17 protein-coding genes, 2 tRNA genes and 3 pseudogenes are annotated in these 15,694 nt (G+C 53.2%); 8 read left to right on the forward strand and 14 right to left on the reverse strand.

The window, feature by feature from the left end; all coding sequences use genetic code 11:
- Positions 1-22: 22 nt before the first annotated feature.
- The 4 genes from JK621_RS14430 to JK621_RS14445 all read right to left on the reverse strand — a co-directional run bounded on the left by JK621_RS14430 (position 23) and on the right by JK621_RS14445 (position 4,572).
- Complete coding sequence (locus JK621_RS14430; protein WP_212556597.1) at positions 23-772, reverse strand: fimbria/pilus periplasmic chaperone; 750 nt, start codon at positions 770-772, stop codon at positions 23-25.
- A 57-nt stretch (positions 773-829) separates the two neighbouring features.
- Entirely contained in the window at positions 830-3,361 is a 2,532-nt protein-coding gene (locus JK621_RS14435; RefSeq protein WP_212556598.1) for an outer membrane usher protein, read from the reverse strand.
- Positions 3,362-3,390: 29 nt separating this feature from the next.
- Positions 3,391-3,936, reverse strand: coding sequence for a fimbrial protein (locus JK621_RS14440; RefSeq protein WP_212556599.1), 546 nt, complete (start codon positions 3,934-3,936; stop codon positions 3,391-3,393).
- A 78-nt stretch (positions 3,937-4,014) separates the two neighbouring features.
- Positions 4,015-4,572 (reverse strand): fimbrial protein, encoded by a 558-nt coding sequence (locus tag JK621_RS14445; RefSeq protein ID WP_212556600.1) that lies wholly within the window; start codon positions 4,570-4,572, stop codon positions 4,015-4,017.
- A 478-nt stretch (positions 4,573-5,050) separates the two neighbouring features.
- On the opposite strand from JK621_RS14445, the gene JK621_RS14450 reads away from it, so the two are divergent.
- Positions 5,051-5,758 (forward strand): winged helix-turn-helix domain-containing protein, encoded by a 708-nt coding sequence (locus JK621_RS14450; RefSeq protein ID WP_249337073.1) that lies wholly within the window; start codon positions 5,051-5,053, stop codon positions 5,756-5,758.
- 82 nt (positions 5,759-5,840) lie between these two features.
- Here the strand turns inward: JK621_RS14450 and JK621_RS14455 are convergent, their stop codons facing one another.
- A complete protein-coding gene (locus JK621_RS14455) occupies positions 5,841-6,332 on the reverse strand; it encodes a hypothetical protein (protein ID WP_212556602.1) in 492 nt (163 codons plus the stop codon).
- A complete protein-coding gene (locus JK621_RS14460; protein WP_212556603.1) occupies positions 6,313-7,104 on the reverse strand; it encodes a winged helix-turn-helix domain-containing protein in 792 nt (263 codons plus the stop codon). Before JK621_RS14460 ends, JK621_RS14455 begins: the two co-directional genes overlap by 20 nt.
- Positions 7,105-7,306: 202 nt before the next feature.
- On the opposite strand from JK621_RS14460, the pseudogene JK621_RS25390 reads away from it, so the two are divergent.
- The 3 genes and pseudogenes from JK621_RS25390 to JK621_RS14470 all read left to right on the forward strand — a co-directional run.
- Positions 7,307-7,471: pseudogene (locus JK621_RS25390) on the forward strand (DUF4942 domain-containing protein); the annotation flags it as partial.
- A gap of 4 nt (positions 7,472-7,475) precedes the next feature.
- Positions 7,476-7,583: pseudogene (locus JK621_RS25395) on the forward strand (transcriptional regulator); the annotation flags it as partial.
- A 106-nt stretch (positions 7,584-7,689) separates the two neighbouring features.
- Positions 7,690-8,070, forward strand: coding sequence for a hypothetical protein (locus tag JK621_RS14470; protein WP_212556604.1), 381 nt, complete (start codon positions 7,690-7,692; stop codon positions 8,068-8,070).
- Positions 8,071-8,188: 118 nt separating this feature from the next.
- On the opposite strand, the gene JK621_RS14475 is transcribed toward JK621_RS14470, so the two are convergent.
- Positions 8,189-8,278 (reverse strand) — tRNA-Ser (locus JK621_RS14475).
- 92 nt (positions 8,279-8,370) lie between these two features.
- Between JK621_RS14475 and mtfA the strand changes: the two genes are divergently transcribed.
- Positions 8,371-9,159, forward strand: coding sequence for a DgsA anti-repressor MtfA (mtfA, locus tag JK621_RS14480; RefSeq protein ID WP_212556605.1), 789 nt, complete (start codon positions 8,371-8,373; stop codon positions 9,157-9,159).
- Between the two features lie 102 nt (positions 9,160-9,261).
- Positions 9,262-9,337: transfer RNA gene (locus tag JK621_RS14485), tRNA-Asn, on the forward strand.
- 73 nt (positions 9,338-9,410) lie between these two features.
- Here JK621_RS14485 and JK621_RS14490 read toward each other — a convergent pair.
- The 4 genes and pseudogenes from JK621_RS14490 to JK621_RS14505 form a co-directional block, all read right to left on the reverse strand.
- On the reverse strand, positions 9,411-9,743 hold the full coding sequence (locus tag JK621_RS14490) for a type II toxin-antitoxin system PemK/MazF family toxin (RefSeq protein WP_212556606.1): 333 nt from the start codon (positions 9,741-9,743) through the stop codon (positions 9,411-9,413).
- Positions 9,744-10,001, reverse strand: a complete 258-nt coding sequence (locus tag JK621_RS14495; RefSeq protein ID WP_212556607.1) for an AbrB/MazE/SpoVT family DNA-binding domain-containing protein — start codon at positions 9,999-10,001, stop codon at positions 9,744-9,746.
- 68 nt (positions 10,002-10,069) lie between these two features.
- Positions 10,070-10,254 (reverse strand): annotated as a pseudogene (locus JK621_RS14500) (helix-turn-helix domain-containing protein).
- Positions 10,255-10,354: 100 nt separating this feature from the next.
- A complete protein-coding gene (locus JK621_RS14505) occupies positions 10,355-11,245 on the reverse strand; it encodes an oxidoreductase (protein ID WP_212556608.1) in 891 nt (296 codons plus the stop codon).
- 147 nt (positions 11,246-11,392) lie between these two features.
- Here JK621_RS14505 and JK621_RS14510 point away from each other — a divergent pair, with 147 nt between their 5' ends.
- Positions 11,393-12,091, forward strand: a complete 699-nt coding sequence (locus tag JK621_RS14510) for an RluA family pseudouridine synthase (protein ID WP_212556609.1) — start codon at positions 11,393-11,395, stop codon at positions 12,089-12,091.
- Between the two features lie 16 nt (positions 12,092-12,107).
- Here JK621_RS14510 and JK621_RS14515 read toward each other — a convergent pair whose 3' ends face one another.
- Both JK621_RS14515 and JK621_RS14520 read right to left on the reverse strand, forming a co-directional pair.
- Positions 12,108-12,647, reverse strand: a complete 540-nt coding sequence (locus JK621_RS14515; RefSeq protein ID WP_212556610.1) for a DUF2058 domain-containing protein — start codon at positions 12,645-12,647, stop codon at positions 12,108-12,110.
- A 561-nt stretch (positions 12,648-13,208) separates the two neighbouring features.
- Entirely contained in the window at positions 13,209-13,508 is a 300-nt protein-coding gene (locus tag JK621_RS14520) for a hypothetical protein (RefSeq protein WP_212556611.1), read from the reverse strand.
- Between the two features lie 288 nt (positions 13,509-13,796).
- Here JK621_RS14520 and JK621_RS14525 point away from each other — a divergent pair, with 288 nt between their 5' ends.
- The gene (locus JK621_RS14525) at positions 13,797-14,852 is read left to right on the forward strand and encodes a 2,3-butanediol dehydrogenase (protein WP_004946469.1); all 1,056 of its coding nucleotides are present in this window, start codon (positions 13,797-13,799) and stop codon (positions 14,850-14,852) included.
- A gap of 64 nt (positions 14,853-14,916) precedes the next feature.
- On the opposite strand, the gene JK621_RS14530 is transcribed toward JK621_RS14525, so the two are convergent.
- Entirely contained in the window at positions 14,917-15,690 is a 774-nt protein-coding gene (locus JK621_RS14530; RefSeq protein ID WP_212556612.1) for a lipoyl protein ligase domain-containing protein, read from the reverse strand.
- Positions 15,691-15,694: the final 4 nt, after the last annotated feature.

Genomic DNA, 15,694 nt, shown 5'->3' on the forward strand with positions numbered 1-15,694 from the left:
ATAAACAGGCCACCGGTTTCGGTTACCCTTTGGCGTCTGGCACAACCTGGCAATCACTGGCGCCGCATTTGAATGTCAACGTCGGGCGACCGCCGTAATCATTGATGTAGGTCAGCACTGGCGCATTACCCAGCCCAGAGGCCCCCAGCGCGATGCTTCCCTTCGGCGGCACCATCAACGGTTCAAAGCCCTGCGCCGTTTTTCCCTTTTTGCTGCTGCTGGCATCGACCAGCGTGATGTAATAAGGCGTAGGATTATTCACCTGGAAACCCGCCCCCTGACGAGTCAGCGTTAACTTCTCCTGCCACGGCGCAAAGACGCTGCCTTTGTCTGGCGTAATCGCCGCCGGGCGGTAGAACAGCTTGATGCGCGTCTGCAAGGCGATTTGCAAGGTGTTAGCTTTCTCGCTTTTCGGCGGTATTTCTCGCAGGTTGAAATAGAACAGGGTTTCGCGATCCTGAGCCAACAGATTGATGGCTGGCGTCGCCTGCACTTTTATTTGGCTCTGCGTGCCTGGCTCCAGGCGCTGCACCGGCGGCAAGACCACCAGCGGACTGGTAATCTTCTTGCCCTCGGCATCTTCCAACCAGCCCTGCGCCAGATACGGCAACTGGGTATTCTTGTTGCTGATATTCAGGCTTACCGATTTCTCCGCACCGTTAAAAATCACGCGGGTACGGTCCAGCGCGATAGCGGCCTGGGCCTGGCTGCTCAATACCGTTGCCGACAGCACGCCAGCCACTGTGAATGCTTTTACCATGTTATTTTTCATAAAATTGTTCCGTCTCATCACACTTGTTCTTACTGAAATGGTCATGGGCGTGGCGGCTTACTCCGCCCTCGCCTCGGTATTCTCCCGGCATGGCAACAGCAGGTTGCTCAGCGCGATATCCGTGCGTATCTTCGGCAATAAGATCCGGCATTGCGCCTTGCCGTCCCAATTCACCGTCATCTCCGTATCGGGTTGAATGCCGCTCAGATACACGCTGCCATCATCATTGACCATGCCGGTTTGTTGCCGCCTGTTGTTGTAGACCAGTGCGCCAAATGGCGGTGCGCTACCGTCGGCCAGGCGGATCACCGCCATCGCCTTTTGCCCGGAAATCACGTTGAAGCGCCGATAGCCAATCGCCCCTTCGGTCAGCGTCGCCTGCACCACCGACTGCGTGGCATCCGCGTTATCAGGCAGGGCGTTGAGATCGATACTCGCCTTGCTGCGGTAGTAGCTGTTGATATCTGCAACCACCGCCTTGCCGAACCGATTGGTGCGCGAGGTGGCACCAAATCCGCGAACCGGCACATCGGCCACGCCTTCGGTATCCAGCAACAGACGCGTTCCGCCATAAATGCTATTCCGGTGCAGCGCCGCGCCCTTAGCCGTGGCCGTCATCCCGCCTTGCAGGGAGAGCCCCATGGACGAGTAGCCGCCCCCCTGATAACTGGCGTTGGCACTGAGGCGCGCGTTATCACCCTCATGGGTATAGAAACCGCTGGCTGAACCTCCCTGGCGCGAAAGACCGGTGCTCAACTGATAGTTATTGTGTTCGTCCAACCGTTCGTAATACCCCACACGCTGCGTGTTTTCATTACGGTTCCACGCGCTGCTGTAACTGACGTTGGAGTTCATCCCCCACGGCACGGTGAAGGACAAATACATGCCATCGTCATTGGTCCCCTGATATTTATTTCGAAATGCCGTGATCGACGCGCTGATATTTTTCATTGGCCCCACATCGAAATAGCGGGAGAGCGCCAGGTTGTAGCGATCGTTCACGGGCTGATCCCAATAAGTCTGATGGCTATAATTGAGATAAGCGCTTACCCCCAAATCACGAAATTGTTTATTCAACGTGATGGTATACATTTCTCGGCTTTTCCCGAGGCGGCTATCCCCATTGCGGGTATCAAGGTATTCACTCATCGTCATAAAATTCTGCTCAGAGAAACGATAGCCGGCGAAGGTAATTTGGCTGTCGTACTCGTCAAAACTCTTGGAATAGCTGACCCGGTATGAACCCCCGCTTTTAGTGCCGCCCTGCTGAGGCAATTCCGCTCGCGATTGCGTGGAGTCGAACGACAGCGCTCCGAATGCCAGCAGATCACGGCCTATCCCCATAGATAAGGCCTTGTAATCCCCGCCCGCCAAGGCCCCGCCGTACAGCGACCACCCATTGCTCACCCCCCAAGAGAATTCACCGGTGGCGAACAGAGGGCCATTGACATGGTGATTCCAGTCCGAAGGCTTGCCACCGGAAAATTTGTAACGTACCGTGCCGGGCCGTGTCAGATAAGGAATATTGGCGGTATCGACTTTAAACTCCTGCACGCTGCCGTCTTGCTCTTCCACCCGGACATCCAACTGCCCGTTGATCGAGTCATTAATGTCCTGGATGCGGAATGGACCCGCCGCGACCCGGGTTTCATACAGCACGCGCCCCAACTGACTAATGACGACTTTGGCGTTGCTTTTGGCAATCCCCGTCACCTCCGGCGCGTAGCCGCGCAGGTTAGGCGGTAGCATGTTGTCATCCGAACTCACGCTGAAACCGGTATAACGGAAGCTGTCGAAGATATCCGTCGTCAGATAATCCTCACCCAGGCTCAGCCGGGCGCCCCAGCCTGGCAACGCGCGGAACGCGTAGTACCGGCTCCAGTCGAAATCTTGCTGCGTCGATAAACCGGAACCGGTTTGATGATTGATGTTCATCTGCCAGTCAGCGCGCAAACGCCAGGCCCCCAGATTGGCCCCCGTCGTTCCGTTCCCGCTGAGGCTGTAGGACTGTTGGCCATTTTGTTGGGTGCGTTGCACCTGTGAATTCAGGTTGTAATCCAGCAACAAACCCGGAATGCCCTCATCCCAGCGTGAAGGGGGATCCCAATCCGGTGATGAATACTCCAGGTAGGCCTGCGGAACGTTCAAATACAGAGTGGACGTCGCCAGATCGCCTTTTGCTTCCAGGCCATTAAGGCTGGTGAGATCCAGACACTGTTCGTCGTGCCACCACCGCAACTTTGCCAAGGCATCTGACTTAAACCCGAGCTTTTCAACCAGCGCAGGCGAGATACAAGCCAGGCTGCCTTTGGCATCATTTTCCGGTGCATAGAATGCAATAGGTTCTTCAGGTAACACCTGCGCGTTCAGGCTCACCGACATGACATAGTTCCCCGGCATGATGAAACCGCCGCGAGAAAACTGGCTCAGGTCGATGTTTTTTCTGTCATTGAGCTCTAACACGTCAATGTTAAACTGCACCTCATCACTCGCCTGCAATTGAAAAGGGACGCTGCCTATCGCCAAAGCAACACACATGCCCAGCAGGCTTAATGAAGGTGTCTTTGAGTTATTCGCGTTCGATTTCATCGTTCCGCCAGCCTTTAACTTATTTATAATCAGTAGTAATTCAATTTAAAACGGATAGCGGTTCTATAATCCCCGGCACGCAATACCTGGCGATTAGCCACCAGTTGCATGGAATAGTTTACGTAGCTCTCTTTTATTACTGTGCCATCTATTGGCATGGCTAAACCTGGGTAAATAACATTACCTATGCTGTCTGAAAGGCGTAATGCAATTCCTTTTGCCTCTCCCGTCACCCCGAATAATCCATTATCGGCCCGGCCGTCAAATATCATTTGGAAATGTTGGCGGCCAGGTTGTATTCCCCCCACGTCTGACACACTGCAATTTAATAACCGCAAACTGAATGCTTTGGTCAGGCCATGGCCCTCCCGGGCAATTTGTTCTACCGGCAATGTTTGCATATCAATAGTTTGATCGCGGCTCGCGGCTTCAATAGCACAAGCAGCATTGACAATGGCACCTTCCATATTGACCTTTCCCCACCCAATCACAGAACTCTGCGCAGCCGATGGCTGGGTAATAAAAAACGTGATCAACAAGGAAGGGGCCACTAAGACCTGGGCTTTCCGAAACATATACGCATTCCTGGCAATAAGGTTCCATTTTAAAAAGCATGCGGTCACCCGCATGCTGAATAAGTTTACGAATATGACTTATTGATAGTTCAGAGCGAAGTTAACAACGCTGGTGAACGCACCTGGAACGATGGTATCCAGAGCGCCACCATTACCTTTCAGGAAGGCCTGGAATTTCAGCTCAGCTTCGGTATCACCGATGGCGATAACCTGACCGGCAGTCGCTTTACCCAGCTCAACCACAGCATTGCTAGCGTTAGAATCGGTAATAACGATGCTGGCGCCTTTAGCGGTGCTGCCGCTGCCAAAAGCGACCATTTTTTTGTCAGTACCGGTAGCGCCGCCCGGCTCACCGGTAAAGGTGGTTTTCACGGTTTGTGCCGTTGCTGCAGTACAATCTTCCAATTTGATCGAGAAGTCTTCCTTCACGAGCGACTCACGACCATCTTTCAGGCCCAGGTTGGAAATCTGGCCCAGAGGAACGGTTTGATCGATATTGCCAGGGGCAATAGAACATGGCGCATCGATAATTTCACCGGTGAAGGTTACGGAACCGCTACCCTGATTTGCCGCGTTAGCGAAAGAAGAAACACCCATTGCCATTACAGCAGCCAGCATAATTTTATTCAGTTTCATATAAAGCCCTTACATTCCTTAGCAAGAAGAGGATTCAATCCAATTTATAAGTCATCACTTTAACTTCAACATTCAACGCCACCGTTTTAATACCAGTCACGTTTCTTGTGGTCGCTGAGACGTAACGTTTATCGCTCCGTTTCAGTGGGAACAAATTTACCCTCTCAAACGGAAAAATAAAATGTTATGTCGAAAAAATACAAAAACACAGGATTTTTATGATGTAAATATGAAATAAATAGATTTTAAATCTAAAATGTATAAATTAATTATCAATTTTTATTTTAAAAAACTTGGCATTTAATAAAAATCTCACATCATATATAACAATATAGAGAAAAATCTTATTTACACCGTCCAACAAGGATTGAAAAAAGCCTAAGCAGGTCTCAGAATAATCTCTCGACAGGAAGGTTGATGGGTAAATAAAATGATTTATTGTATAAATGACAGCATCCTCTATCACGAGGAGGAAGGTATGTTGGCGCGTATCGACGATGCCAATAATAAAATAGCTTTACTTAAGCCTGCCAGTCGCCTGCTTTCCTTATTTATCAGGAATAATAATAAGCTGTTGCTACGTGAAAGGTTGCTTAATGAGGTTTGGGTTGAGCATGGGTTAAAAGCGTCAAACAATAACTTGAACAACTATGTTTCAGGATTGCGCAAGTCGCTGGCACAATGCGGAGCGGAGGAAATTATCATCACTTATCCCCGACAGGGGTTCAAATTCAGCGCCAAAAACATTCATGAAGTAAATGTTAATCAGGAGATATCGTCCGACGGGGAGAGATGTGAACCGGAAATTATCTTCACACCGCCCCCCCAAAAGAGCGACACCAGCATGTGGCACGCTATACAGCGATTAATTATGATCGCCGCCACTTGCTTAGTGCCGTTTGCCGCGATCGTATTATACCAGAACAGCACGCGTATCAATGTTTATCCGTTGGGTAACTATCAGCACTGCAAAATTTATAGCATGACGTTGGGCAGTGGAAATATAGAAAAGGTTAAGCGTATGATTAAGCAGGCGGGCCTCAGCTGCCAACAGCGGGCAGATGTCTATTACTACAATAATATTCTTAACGAGAGCTCACAACGCTATGAGGAGCAAATAACATTCTGCCCACGTGATACCCGTAATCCATGTATCAATAATTACAAAGATCACAACGAGTCTTAATCTTTTTTCCTTTATCCAAACCAGGTGTAAACGTGTTATTGGTTCCCTTGATCATCACGGTTGATCAAGGGAACCCCGGTGATTACGACGCCACGGTACAGACAAATAACGGTTCCGCATTGCTGACAAACAGAAAATGTCGGCTGTCTATCCGCTCAATACGCAAATGGTACTGCTGGCCCACCATGGGTAAACGCCGATTCAGCGCCGGCAATTTCAACGTGTCCTGTGGCCTTCTGTTGTTCGCCACCATAGTGAAGATGTAGTTGTTATCCTGCCGCTGATAATCCGCCACCACGACCCGATCAATGTTGTATCTGGCATCCCCGACAAAGAAGCTGCCATTTATTATCAGATTGGCACGCCGGGCCCCATCCGGTACGACGCTAATCAACAACGCACGCCGCATAGTTTCACCTTCCAACTGATTCGTTGCCCATACAACCGCCCGGCATTCTGGGATCTGAGGTTTTAACAACAACGAGTAAAAGGCGGCAATGGTGCCCAGCAATGCCAAGCTCGCCAACAGAGCATAGCGGTAACGACGTAAAAAATTATAACCCACTGTTTTCATGAAAATTCTCGCATTGCACCTTGCCTGATTTCATCTGATCCTGTGGGCAGTAGTAGAAATAAGAAACTCTGACCCGCCCCGTGGTATTAGGTGTTATCGAAAGGCTATCGTAATAAAACAGCGTGCCTGGCTCACTGCAGTTGATGTGGTTCCGCTGTTCCAGCATCGTTTTCAGATGCGCCAAATCGACATCCCTCGGCCCCGGCTTATGGTAGGTAGAGACGAACCGAACTTCACAGTTGCCGATTTTCCCCACCGGCATCGTGCTGACGGGGGAGTAGCCCGTATCCCACCATGCCCATACACTGCTGACCAATGCCACCAACGCCAACGTAACGGCAGCAAATTTAAACCCTCGGCCCGGCACCGTAATAGGCCGTTCCGTACTCGATTCAACCGGCTGCTGCGCCGTCTCCTGCGTTATCAGGTTTTCCGCCACACTGTCCGTCGTGTGCAGTTCGGTAGCGGTAAACATAAACCCCTGCCGCGGCAGGGTGACGATAATCTCCTCCTCACCGAGCGAAGAAAATGCTTTGCGCAAGATCGAAATAGTGTTGTTGAGGTTATTACCGGAAGCGACCTGCCCATGCGCCTCCCACACCTGCATCAGCAACGTTTCGCGGGAAAGCACCAGATTGTTGTTACGCACCAGAGTAGAAAGCAGGCGGTTCAGCGTGGCCGTCAGCACAATCGGCGGGATGTCGTCATGCAGTGAGACTAACTCAGATCTATCTTCATGATATTTAATATCATTATTAATTATGTATCTCATAATTCCCTGCGCTATAAACTAATTAGCCCCTGCCAAACAGAGCGATATTAGCATAGCGCATGAGATAAGAAAATTCTTAAAGAACCCCACAAATATAATTAAAAACAACAATATAAAGACAATCCATCATTCCCTATTAGAAAGAATACGTTGCGGCAGCGCCACGGCTTTGCCGGCGCCTGGTGCCGGTTCGTTGTGCGGGCAGGCTCAAGCTGAGTGGCACAACAGCCTGGAAAAAGAGAATATCCTCACCGTCAGCGAAGCCAACATCCTCAGTACTTTTGAACAACTCCATCGGAGCAAAGGAGAGGTGTTTGAGCGCAGAGTTATCAACGTGTTCAAGAATCCTAGCTGGGACTACTGCACGCCCACTGGCGATCGACCTGATTTTGCGGCACCTCGAACAGAGCATCCAGCCCCACACTTATGCCGACGGCAAGGTCGATTTTATTCTCTATACCTCGGAGAATGTCGAATGACTGCGCTTCAGAACGCTGATTGAAAATCACATAACCGGCGTGTCATGATGGCTGAAAACCAGGGAGGCTCAATGAAAGTGGTTAACGTATCAAGAACATCAAACCCATGCTAAACGCCACCTTAATGCGGTGTTTTCTGGCACTGTGCTTAATCATAGCGACCCTCAATCACGTTATCGCCGACGTGAAGTTTGGTTTTCTCTGGGATTACGGTTACGGTGAACAGGCTTTCCTGGCCAGCCGCCTTTTTTGGGGCAGCCTGACCCTGCTGGATCCGCTGGTGGCCTATTTTCTGATCGTCAAACCCAAGGTTGGGCTGCCGGCCACATTAGCCCTCATCACCGTCGACGTCATCCACAATGGCTACTACGTTTATCTCAATAACCAATGGCTTGCCCCCTTTTTCCTGTTCCAGTGCGCCTTCCTTGTCATCGCCTGGGCATTTTCATTCAGGATAAAAAGAAGCGGTTTTGTTCAGGCCAAATGAGGTTATAAGACGTTAAGCCGATAAGGTCAGGGCAAGGTCGATCACGGCAGTTATATTTTCACGATGGGGTATGTGAGGCGTGGATCACAGATAAAATCTGTTGTAAGTGATTGAATAATGGCGGAGAGAGGGGGATTTGAACCCCCGGTAGAGTTGCCCCTACTCCAGTTTTCGAGACTGGTCCGTTCAGCCGCTCCGGCATCTCTCCTGATAGTGCTTGTCATCATGCCCCTTTTTGCGGCATTTTTACAGAGTTAGCCTCCAGCCGAACGTTCAAGTGACCACTTTACGAGCAACGCGATGATTAAATGGCCGTGGAAAACGCAACAACCACAAGCGGAAACGCTTGCCCAGTGGCAGGACGCGCTGGCAATTCCCCTGCTCTCTCCGCTAAATGAGCAGGAACAACAGCGCCTGATCGTCGTTGCCGGGCAGATTTTGCAGCAAAAGCGCATCGTCCCGCTGCAGGGGCTTGAGCTCACGTCGCAAATGCAGGCGCGTATCGCCCTGATGTTCGCCCTGCCGGTGCTCGAACTGGGAGCGGAATACCTGGACGGCTTCAATGAGATCCTGCTCTACCCTTCGCCGTTTGTGGTGGAGGATGAATGGCAGGACGACATCGGCCTGGTGCATTCCGGGCCGGTGGTGCAGTCCGGCCAGAGCTGGGAACAGGGGCCGATTGTACTCAACTGGCAAGACGTGCAGGACTCTTTCGATCTCTCCGGCTTTAACCTGGTGATCCACGAGGCGGTACACAAGCTGGATATGCGCAACGGCGGCAGCGCCACCGGGATACCGCCGATCCCGCTGCGCGATATTGCCGCCTGGGAGCATGATCTGCACGCCGCAATGGAAAACCTGCAAGACGAGATCGACATGGTCGGCGAAGAGGCCGCCAGTATGGACGCCTATGCCGCCACCGATCCCGCCGAATGTTTTGCCGTGCTGTCGGAGTATTTTTTCAGTGCGCCCGAACTGCTGGCCCAGCGTTTTCCGGTGCTATATCAGCATTTTTGCCGTTTCTATAAACAAGATACCTTGGCGCGCTTGCAGCGTTGGCAAGCCGAGAGCGGCGCAGAAACGCCATAAGCGACCGCGCATTGCTCGCATACTGAGCAGTCGCACCGAATCGGCGAATTTAGCGTTGACACACTCAGGGTGGCTGGATATGATGCGCCCCGTTCACACGATTCCTCTGTAGTTCAGTCGGTAGAACGGCGGACTGTTAATCCGTATGTCACTGGTTCGAGTCCAGTCAGAGGAGCCATATTAGAGAAGCCCGCTTAAGGAAACTTAAGCGGGCTTTTTGCTTTTATGCATTTATCAATCACATCCAGACATCAGCTCAGAATGGCTTCCAGTCGGGCCAGCACTTCATTCACGACAGCGTCGGGTATACGTTCCAGTCGCCTACCGCACCGGGCTCCCATATCAATGGTTCTGGGCTGGTCGCAGCGAATAACGCCCGTTGTTTTTGTTCCCGAGTCGTCCAGTGAGACGGCAAAACCCGCTGTGCGAACAAAGTTTCCGCCGCTGGTGACGGGAACAACAACGGGTTGCCGGGTCAACTGGTTAAACGATGCTGGAGAAACGATAAGTACCGGACGTTTTCCACTTTGCTCATGACCGGCTATCGGATCCAGTGAAACGAGCCAGATTTCCCCCCTGTCCATTTACAGGATCTCCTTGCCCATCGCGGGCGCATCAATCCATTCCCGATCTTCTTCGCTCATTTCGGCGTGCGGCTCGCACTGCGCCAACAGTTCCTCAAGCGAATAACGGGGCCGTTTCTGGGGTTCAATAATCAGGCAGCCATTATCAATGGTCATACCCACTTCGCTGTCCGTCGACAGCGCCAGCGTTTTCAACACCGCGGGAGGAACCGCCAGCATGACGGATCCACCGACCTTTTTCAGGCGAGTTGTATACATAGAGCACCTCCGAATATTATATTTTAATATAACATCCACAGCAGGCGATGCACAATTATTCATCAGATTCATTGTGCTTTCCTTAGCGTAATAATGCGTGAAGGCCAGATTTTTTCAGGTACAACATCTAACGCTTCAGCAATCAATTTTCGCCTTTGGACCAACGGCGGGTGAGCGCATTTGCCAGCGTGGAGGATGCCAGCCCTGCCTGACGCGAAAGCGCTGACAGCGATTTCCAATATATGGCAACCATAGCATTGTATTAGCTACATATTTAACAGATAAAGACATGGATATCGTTGATAGTGTTCAAAACATCAATAGTCACCGCTTGCCGTTAGGAAATATAAAATTCACCCCGGCCCCTCGCTTCCTGCCGCCAGCAGCGGTACCAACACGTCGCTGATGGGCGTGGGAATCCCCTGCAAGCGCCCATAACGCTGTATCACTCCGTTGCGGATATCCCACTCCAGTGGGCGATTTGCCTGGCGGTCGGCGAGGATGGAGGTGCTTAAATCCGCAGGGGCATGATGAAAACCGTCAACGATCTCCTGCGGGACCTTATCGCTCAGTAACGCCCCCTTTGCGCGCGCTACGGTCAGACACTCGCGCAAATAAGCCAGAGCCAGTTCAGTGATATCCCCCCGCGTGAACATCCCGGCGCGGCGATTAGCCAGCACCATCAAACCCGCGACCGCGTTCTGCAACAGTTTGCGCCAGGCGATGGAGATAAAGTCGGTTGACAGCTCAACCGCGCAGCCCGTGCCTTTGAGCACATCGGCTATTCGTTTTGCCTCGGGTACATCCGGCAGCGTAAGACGCGGTTTGGCGCGCAGCCAGACGGAGGCATCCGGCTCGCGCTGCGCCGGGAACCACACTACCGAAGGCAGCACCTTTGCACCATTGACGTAGGGTTCCAGCAGGCTTTCCTGCTCGACGCCATTTTGCAGTGCGCATACCAGAGTGTTTTCATCGCACAGCGCGGCCAGCCAGTTGGCGCTGTCAGTTATCTGGGTGGTTTTCACCGCGACAAAGACCAGATCGAACGGGCGGTTGATAGCCGCCGGATCGCTCAATACCGGGCCTGGCACCACGATTTCACCCTCATCGTGACGTAAAATTAACTGCGGATGCGCGGTACGCCCGCAAAGGACTGGCGTTCGGTCAACTTCATGCAGTACAGCGGCGATGGTGGTCCCGATAGCGCCCGGGCCAATAAGAGCAAGTGTGGGATGGTCAGACATCTCGTGTTCTCCTGAATTGATTACCCCATCATCAGAGTACCGGCGGCGAGTAACCTAAGCAAAGCTCGCGAAGATCGGCCGGCGTGGATTCGCCAGCCGGTTTAAAATTCGTTATTATCCGCTCCCACTCTTCATCCGGGTAGCCTGATGTCCAAGATTATCGATACCTTTATCGCCCCGCCGTGCCATGACCAGATCGAGAATCTCTATCAGGACGAAAGTCTGGTACTGATCAATAAACCCGCCGGGCTGCTCAGCCTCTCGGGGAAAAATCCGCAAAATCTGGATTCGGTGCATCATCGGCTGGTAGAGATATTTCCTGGCTGCACCCTGGTCCACCGCCTGGATTTCGGCACTTCCGGGCTGATGGTGATCGCCCGCAATAAGGCCATCAATGCCGCCCTCTGCCAACAGTTTAGCCAACGTACAGTGACCAAAGTGTACAGCGCACTGCTCTGCGGGCATCTGGACGACGACGAAGGGGTGATAGACGCCGCGATTGCCAAAGACCCGGCGCTGTTCCCGCTGATGTCGATTTGCGCAATCCACGGCAAGCCCGCACGCTCCGGTTATCGGGTCGTCGAGCGCTTTTATCATGAGTTGGAAGACGGGACGTTACTGCCACTGACGCGGGTACGGCTCACCCCGGAAACCGGGCGTACTCATCAACTCCGCGTCCATTGCCAGTTGTTGGGCCACCCTATTTTGGGCTGCGACCTGTATGGCGGCCGCCTGTTGCCAGGCACCGAACGGACCCCGCGGCTGATGTTGCACGCCAGTGAGCTGCACTTCGTTCATCCCATTGGCGGAGAACGGATCAACGCCCGTCATGCCAGCCCGTTCTGAAAGCGAAAAGCGCTAATCACCACATCAAATCATCGGGCACTTTAAAATCGGCATACGGATCTTCTTCATCTTGCTCTTCCTGACTAAGCGCACTATTTAATACGATACTGTTCGCATCCCGCTGCGCAATTTTATCGGCTACGCTCGCGGGGATAATCGCGTATTCACTCCGACCACCGTTATCAACCACCAAACGAGCAATGGCGAGGCGACCACTAATCAGCTGGGCTTGAGTCAGCTTATCCACCATTATTTTTTTAATTAAATTGTTATCCGTGAAATTAAAACCAATATCGCCTCTTGAGATGTCGATTCGGTTCATTTCAATGAGCTGCTTCACCTGAGCCTTATACTCTTTAGATAGAGCCGCTTGTTTTTGTTGTTCGCTGAGCTGTTTATCACGCTCGAGCTGCGCTTTTTTATTTTCTTCCACAGCCTCTCTTGCCTCACGCGCCTGCACGCGTGATTTTTTAGCCGTTTTTTGGACTTTGGCCATTTTTTTGCTGGTCACTAATCCCGCTTTCAGCATCTGCTCTTGCAAGGTGAGTTTTGTCATCTTCGCTTCTAAACCCGTTGAATAATTTGTGGGATTATACCTGTAATTTTCGAGGCTGCACCAGGTTGCAGGACCTGATCGCCCTATGGCTTAAGTGCGCAGGGGTCCATAGCGCGCTTTTTTGCTTCTCGGGCACGGGGTTCCCTCCTTCCCTTCGTCTGCGCGCATCGACCGAAAACCCAGCCCTTGCAGCAAGATTTATCACCGCCCGCCAGCCGCTAAGCTCCACATTGCCGTGCCGGGGGGCTGGAGTGACAGGCTTTCCATTGACCCTTCATTTATTGACGGCCATCGATGGCCGAAGCAGGATGGTACACGAGTATCCGTTGGCCCTCTCCCATTGGGGTGGCTATCAATGACAAGGATGAAATGTCTATGTTGAAACTACGAAATTTATTATTTCTTATCCCCTTTTCTTCCGGTGTTCTCCTTTCCATACCGCAATCAAGTCAGGCCAGAACCTCGCTCCCCACGCAGTTATCCGCCTGCGAAAGCCAAAACGGCCAAAACGGGCATGGCAACTCCCCTAATGGCCAGAACGGTAAAAACGGCATCCTTGGCTCAGGCTGTCAGGACGGAGGTAAAGGGGGCGACGGTGCCCCCGGCGGCGGCAATGGCGGGAACGGTGGAGACGGTGCCCCCGGCGGCGGCAATGGCGGGAACGGTGGAGACGGTGCCGGAGCAACGCCGGGCCCGCAGCATAAACATCACGAACGCACGAACACCCGCGCCAACGGGAGTAACGAAGGGAATGGCGCGGCCGTTGGCAACGCCACTGGGGACGACGCAGACAATGGCGCATCCGGCGGTGATAACGGTGACAGCAGCGACGGCGGCATGTGACGCATGACAAAAGAACAAGGATTCTGATGAACGAATGAGTCAGAAAAAACCTGTGCCTCATTAGTGAGCCCGCCCGCACAGGCTTGTGCCCCCCTGTTACACCCGTATCTGTTACAGGTGTCTCATCACTCGACGGTGATGAGTAACACCTTTAACAGAAATGAAACAACCCACTGAAACAACATCGCTTTTCCCTGCATCGCCACATTGGCACGCTTTTCGCAATCTCCTGCGTTGAGTCTCTGCCCCGGCCACCGACGTATCGGCCGCCAGGGCAGGTTTATGATTAATTTCAGAGGAAAGATGATGAAAGCAGCTCGTTGGTATCAGGCGCGCGACATCCGTATTGATGATATTGAAGAACCTCAGGTTTCCGCCGGTAAGGTGAAAATCAAGGTAGCCTGGACCGGGATTTGCGGCAGCGATCTGCACGAATACCTCGCCGGACCGATTTTTGCCCCGGTAGGCAAACCTCACAAGCTGAGCCATGACATCGCGCCTATCGTCATGGGTCATGAGTTTTCCGGTGAAGTGGTGGACGTGGGGCGCGGCGTGACGAAATTCAAAGCCGGCGACCGCGTGGTCGTCGAGCCTATTCTGGCTTGTCGGCAGTGCGAAGCCTGCCGCGAAGGCAAATATAATCTGTGCGCCGATCTGGGTTTCCACGGTCTGTCCGGCGGTGGCGGCGGCTTCTCTTCCTTTACCATGGTGGACGAGCATATGGTACACCGCATGCCCGACGCGCTCAGCTATGAGCAAGGTGCGCTGGTAGAGCCTGCGGCGGTAGCCCTTCATGCGGTGCGGATGAGCAAGTTGAAAGCCGGGGATAAAGCGGCCGTCTTCGGTGCCGGCCCCATCGGCCTGCTGGTGATTGAAGCACTGCGCGCGGCCGGTGCGGCAGAAATTTATGTGGTCGAGCTGTCACCTCAGCGGGCGGAAAAAGCGCGTGAACTGGGGGCGAAAGTGGTTATCGATCCCAGCAAAGACGATGCCGTCGCCACAATACGCGAGCTGAGCGCGGGTGGCGTTGACGTGGCGTTTGAAGTGACCGGCGTGCCGGTAGTGCTAAAACAGTGTATCGACAGCACTCGCTACGAAGGCGAGACGATTATCGTCTCCATCTGGGAAGGCGAAGCGGCATTCCATCCGAATAAAGTGGTGCTCAGCGAACGTTCGGTCAAAGGGATTATCGCTTATCGCCATATTTTCCCGGCGGTGATGGATCTGATGACCCAGGGCTACTTCCAGGCCGACAAACTGGTGACCAAGCGTATCGAACTGGCTGATTTGGTGGAGCAGGGTTTTGAAGCGCTGGTGAAAGAAAAGCAACAGGTTAAAATCCTGGTGCGTCCACCGCAGTAAAATGTATCGCAGATATGACGAAATGGCGGACCCTCGGTCCGCCATCTAAGATCGATACGCAAGGCTACAACGGTGCCGGGGAACGCAGGATCGCCGCCCGCAGCGCATCGACTATCTCGTCGCGTAACTCCTGGGTAACGCCCGAAGCCATTTGCGCCACGCTAACGGTTTTCTCCGCCTGATAATACCGCCCGCTGCCCAATGCCGCCTCAAACTGATTGGCATACCGGTGCGCCGCCGCCAAATCACAATCCACCAACAGCGCCGCATGGGCCAGCACCACATGCCGTCGCGCCTCGTCGGTGGGTTGATTCGCTACCGGCCGCCAATATTGGGCGGTGCCGGCGATTTTACGCGCCGCCTCCCCATCGCCGCAGGCAAGATTGAAACGCCCGTCGCAGAACGATCCTTCCACCGCCTGCCAATGCGCTACCACGCCCCGTTCGGCCAGCGCACTGCGGAGAATGGCGCACAGATGCTCATACACCTCGTCCGCCGCCTCACCCAGACTGCGCGCTAGCGGGTATGCCAGGCTGATATTCACGATGCCAGGCCCCTGCGGCACCAGCCCACCGCCGGACTTACGCAAAAACACCGGGCACCCGTCTGCGGCAAACTGTTGGCGCGCCGATTCCAGCGCGGCAAAACGCTTATAGCTGCCCGGCACCACCAATGACAGCGGCGAGTGCCACAGCTGTGCCACCGCCTCTCCGGCGGCCGCGCGGGCAAACAGGCCGGCTTCGGCCTGCGTAGGGTCCGGGAAAAACATCAGCCGCGATGGCGGCAATGAAAACCGGCCGCCGTTGACGGTGGTAGCCTGGGAAACATCCTTCATCATCTAC

The organism is Serratia plymuthica (assembly GCF_018336935.1).
In the GTDB taxonomy this organism is placed as follows: domain Bacteria; phylum Pseudomonadota; class Gammaproteobacteria; order Enterobacterales; family Enterobacteriaceae; genus Serratia; species Serratia plymuthica_B.

Coding starts and splice junctions, on each gene's coding strand:
- JK621_RS14430 (WP_212556597.1), bottom strand. CDS start 772: ATGAAAAATAACATGGTAAAAGCATTCACAGTGGCTGGCGTGCTGTCG.
- JK621_RS14435 (WP_212556598.1), bottom strand. CDS start 3,361: ATGAAATCGAACGCGAATAACTCAAAGACACCTTCATTAAGCCTGCTG.
- JK621_RS14440 (WP_212556599.1), bottom strand. CDS start 3,936: ATGTTTCGGAAAGCCCAGGTCTTAGTGGCCCCTTCCTTGTTGATCACG.
- JK621_RS14445 (WP_212556600.1), bottom strand. CDS start 4,572: ATGAAACTGAATAAAATTATGCTGGCTGCTGTAATGGCAATGGGTGTT.
- JK621_RS14450 (WP_249337073.1), top strand. CDS start 5,051: ATGTTGGCGCGTATCGACGATGCCAATAATAAAATAGCTTTACTTAAG.
- JK621_RS14455 (WP_212556602.1), bottom strand. CDS start 6,332: ATGAAAACAGTGGGTTATAATTTTTTACGTCGTTACCGCTATGCTCTG.
- JK621_RS14460 (WP_212556603.1), bottom strand. CDS start 7,104: ATGAGATACATAATTAATAATGATATTAAATATCATGAAGATAGATCT.
- JK621_RS14470 (WP_212556604.1), top strand. CDS start 7,690: ATGCTAAACGCCACCTTAATGCGGTGTTTTCTGGCACTGTGCTTAATC.
- mtfA (WP_212556605.1), top strand. CDS start 8,371: ATGATTAAATGGCCGTGGAAAACGCAACAACCACAAGCGGAAACGCTT.
- JK621_RS14490 (WP_212556606.1), bottom strand. CDS start 9,743: ATGGACAGGGGGGAAATCTGGCTCGTTTCACTGGATCCGATAGCCGGT.
- JK621_RS14495 (WP_212556607.1), bottom strand. CDS start 10,001: ATGTATACAACTCGCCTGAAAAAGGTCGGTGGATCCGTCATGCTGGCG.
- JK621_RS14505 (WP_212556608.1), bottom strand. CDS start 11,245: ATGTCTGACCATCCCACACTTGCTCTTATTGGCCCGGGCGCTATCGGG.
- JK621_RS14510 (WP_212556609.1), top strand. CDS start 11,393: ATGTCCAAGATTATCGATACCTTTATCGCCCCGCCGTGCCATGACCAG.
- JK621_RS14515 (WP_212556610.1), bottom strand. CDS start 12,647: ATGACAAAACTCACCTTGCAAGAGCAGATGCTGAAAGCGGGATTAGTG.
- JK621_RS14525 (WP_004946469.1), top strand. CDS start 13,797: ATGAAAGCAGCTCGTTGGTATCAGGCGCGCGACATCCGTATTGATGAT.
- JK621_RS14530 (WP_212556612.1), bottom strand. CDS start 15,690: ATGATGAAGGATGTTTCCCAGGCTACCACCGTCAACGGCGGCCGGTTT.